The sequence below is a fragment of the Salinarimonas sp. genome (genome assembly GCF_046292825.1).
GTDB lineage: Bacteria > Pseudomonadota > Alphaproteobacteria > Rhizobiales > Beijerinckiaceae > Salinarimonas.
The window spans coordinates 1-3,386 of record NZ_JBKBQG010000093.1 but is presented as its reverse complement, the minus strand read 5'-3'; the positions used below and the strand labels follow the sequence as shown (position 1 = coordinate 3,386).

3 protein-coding genes and 1 riboswitch are annotated in these 3,386 nt (G+C 71.2%); all 3 genes read left to right on the top strand.

Annotated elements, in window-relative coordinates:
- Nucleotides 1-417 precede the first annotated feature (417 nt).
- Nucleotides 418-602, top strand: a riboswitch (cobalamin riboswitch).
- Between the two features lie 103 nt (nucleotides 603-705).
- A complete protein-coding gene (locus tag ACK4UM_RS20880) occupies nucleotides 706-1,110 on the top strand; it encodes a DUF1636 family protein (protein WP_409802981.1) in 405 nt (134 codons plus the stop codon).
- A 241-nt stretch (nucleotides 1,111-1,351) separates the two neighbouring features.
- On the top strand, nucleotides 1,352-2,389 hold the full coding sequence (gene cobW, locus ACK4UM_RS20875) for a cobalamin biosynthesis protein CobW (RefSeq protein WP_409802979.1): 1,038 nt from the start codon (nucleotides 1,352-1,354) through the stop codon (nucleotides 2,387-2,389).
- 6 nt (nucleotides 2,390-2,395) lie between these two features.
- The coding region (locus ACK4UM_RS20870; protein WP_409802976.1) for a cobaltochelatase subunit CobN at nucleotides 2,396-3,386 on the top strand (991 nt) is incomplete at its 3' end.

Sequence of the window (3,386 nt, the reverse complement as noted above, 5' to 3'; positions counted from 1 at the left end):
CTGGACGCGGGAGCGCGCCGCACAGGGCGCAGGCGCGTCCATGCGGCGCGGCGGTGGGCCGCGCAAGTGTGATCGGCGGCACAAATTTTTGGGGGCCGGATGTTTTTTAATACCGGGGTGGGGGGCGTCGCGCCGCGCGCGCCTTTCTCTTCCCCCTTTGGGGGTTGGGGCCCGGGCGGGTTCGCCGCGGGGTCGGTGGGGGCTCGTCGAGGGGGCACCGATACGCCACATCCTGCACGACCCCCACCCCCGCCCCTCCCCCAAGGGGGAGGGGAGACCCGCGAGCCTCTCGCAAACCGTGAGAATGCAACGCGAACGGATCGGCGGAAATGCTTGGATCTCGCAAGTCGTCCGGGAGCGGGTTCTCCGGTTCTCTCCTGAGCCCATCGCTTTTGCGTTGAAACGAACCGCCTCGCGAGGCTAAATGGGGGAGACGGTGCCCTGGAGACGGGGTGAAAAGGGAATGCGGTGCGACACCGCAGCTGCCCCCGCAACTGTAAGCGGAGAGCCGGCGCGCGCGAGGCCACTGGAGCGATCCGGGAAGGCGGCACGTCGGCGACGACCCGCGAGCCAGGAGACCTGCCGTCGACCTCGCTTCTGTCGGAGCGTCCGGACGGGGTGTGCCGGGTGCGACAGCGTCGGAGGGGTGCGCCCCCGCCGGCACCGTCCGTGGAAGCTCGTATAGGCCCGCGCGACGGAGACATCATGCCTGCGCAAGACGATGCGACGAGCCCCCCCTCCCCCGTGACGATCCACGTCTGCGTCACCTGCCGCGCGCCCGGCGCCGATCCGGACGCCGAGCGCCCCGGCGCGGTGCTGCATCGCCGCCTCGCCGAGGCGCTCGCGGGCGATCCCGCGCTCTCCGCGCGCATCGCGATCGCGCCGGTCGAATGCCTCTCCGTCTGCAAGCGGCCCTGCACGGTCGCGGCGACGAGCCCCGGCCGCTGGACCTATGTCTGGGGCGATCTCGACCCCGAGAGCGCCATCCCCGCGATCCTCGACGGCGTCTCCCGCTATGCCGACGCCGCCGACGGCATCGTGCCCTGGCGCGAGCGGCCGGAAGCCTTCCGCAAGGGCGTCGTCGCCCGCATCCCCCCTCTCTCCAGATGAGCCAAGGCCGCCCAAATGCCGTCATCCCGGGTCGCGAAGCGAGCCCGGGACCCAGAACCCCGACATTCGTGCGAGCGCGCATGCGCGCTCGTTCTTCACGGCCTCATTCGGAACGTCGGAGGGACGCAGCCTACAGGCTGCTCGACCGAGCCTCGGCGTGTCTGGATCCCGGGACCGCTTCGCGACCCGGGATGACGGCTGAAGTCCTTCTCCAATGATCTCGTATGACGGATCGACACTCATGAGCGATATCGCAAAGATCCCCTGCACGGTGCTGACCGGCTTTCTCGGCGCGGGCAAGACCACCCTCGTGCGCCACCTCGTCGAGAATGCGCGGGGCAAGCGCCTCGCGATCCTCCTCAACGAATTCGGCGATCTCGGCTTCGACGGCTCGTTCCTCGAGGGCTGCGGCATCGCGGGCTGCACGCAGGAGGACATCGTCGAGCTCCCCAATGGCTGCCTGTGCTGCACGGTCGCGGACGATTTCGTGCCCGCCCTCGAGAAGCTCCTCGACCGCGACGCTCCGCCCGACCACATCCTGATCGAGACGTCCGGCCTCGCGCTGCCCAAACCCCTCGTGAACGCCTTCAATTGGCCCGCCATCCGCTCGCGCGTGACGGTCGACGGCGTGGTGGCGGTGGTCGACGGGCCGGCGGTCGCCGCCGGTCAATTCGCCGACGATCCCGAAAAACTCGCCGCCCAGCGCGCGCAGGACGGCGCGGTCGAGCACGACAATCCGCTGGAGGAGGTGTTCGAGGACCAGCTCCTGTGCGCGGACGTGATCGTGCTCAACAAGATCGACGCCATGGACGAGGCGGCGCGCACGCGCGTCAAGGCCGAGATCCGCGAGCATCTGCCGCGCGCCGTCGAGATCGTCGAGACCGCGCATGGACGCGTCGATCCGGGCGTGCTGATCGGCCTCGGCATGGCCGCCGAGAGCGATCTCGCTTCCCGCCCCTCGCATCACGAGACGGCGGACGACCACGACCACGACGATTTCGAGAGCTTCGACTTCCGCGTCGGCACGGTGGCGAGCCCCGAGGCGATCGTGGCGCGCGTGGCCGAGGCCGCGCGGACGCAAGGCGTGTTGCGCATCAAGGGCTTCGTGCCCGTCGAGGGCAAGCCGATGCGCTGCGTCGTCCAGGGCGTCGGCGAGCGCGTCTCGCACGCCTACGACCGACCCTGGCGCCCGGGCGAGGCGCGCGACGGCGTCCTCGTCGTCATCGGCTTGCACGGCTTCGACCGCGAGGCGGTCGCGCGCGCGCTCGGGAGCGTGTGAGCCGCGATGCACCTCCTGCCCGCCACGAGCGTGAGCCTGGACGAGGGCGAGGTCGCGATCGACCTCGACCAGCCTCCGGGCGACGTCGTCGTCCTGTCCTTCGCGGATTCGGACCTCGGCGCGCTCGCGGCGGCCCATAAGCAGCGCGGCGAAGGCGGGCTCTCGCTGCGCCTCGCCTCGCTCAGGCGCCTGCGCCATCCGCTCTCGATCGACCTCTATCTGGAGAAGACGGCGGCGCATGCCCGCTTCGTGCTCGTGCGCTGCCTCGGCGGGCTCGATTATTGGCGCTACGGGCTCGAGCGGCTGTTCGACCTCGCGACGGCGCGCGGCATCGCGCTCGCGGTTATCCCCGGCGACGACCGGCCGGACCCGCGGCTCCTCGACCATTCGACCGTCCCGCCCGCCTGTTGCGCGGCGCTGGAGGCCTATTTTCGGGCGGGCGGGGTCGAGAACATGGCGCGGCTCCTCACGGGCGTGGAGGCCTGGGCGTCCGGCCGGCGCGAGGCGCCCTCCCCCGTCGATGCGCCGCGCGGCTTCGCCTTCGACGTCTCGCGCGGGGTCGTTCGCGTGGCCGAGGCGCTCGCCGCCTGCGACCCCGCCCGCCCGCTCGCGCACATCCTCGTCTACCGCTCGGCGATCCTGTCCGGCGACACCGCACCGGTCGCGGCCCTGCGCGAGGCGCTTGCCGCGCGGGACGTCGAGAGCATCGTGCTCGCGGTATCGAGCCTCAAGGATGCCGAGGCCGTGCACGTGGTCGACGAGGCGATCCGCCTGCGCCGGCCCGACGTCGTGATCTCGACGACGGCATTTTCCGCGCGCGAATCCGTCCCAGAATCCCTCCCCGCAGGGGAGGGTGGACTTGCGAGCGCAGCGAGCAAGGCCGGGTGGGGCCCGTGTGGAGAATATCCTCCAAACCCCGGGCCCCACCCGACCTCCTTCGGCTTCGCCTCGGAGGCCACCCTCCCCTACGGGGAGGGATGCGCGCTCCCCTCCCTCC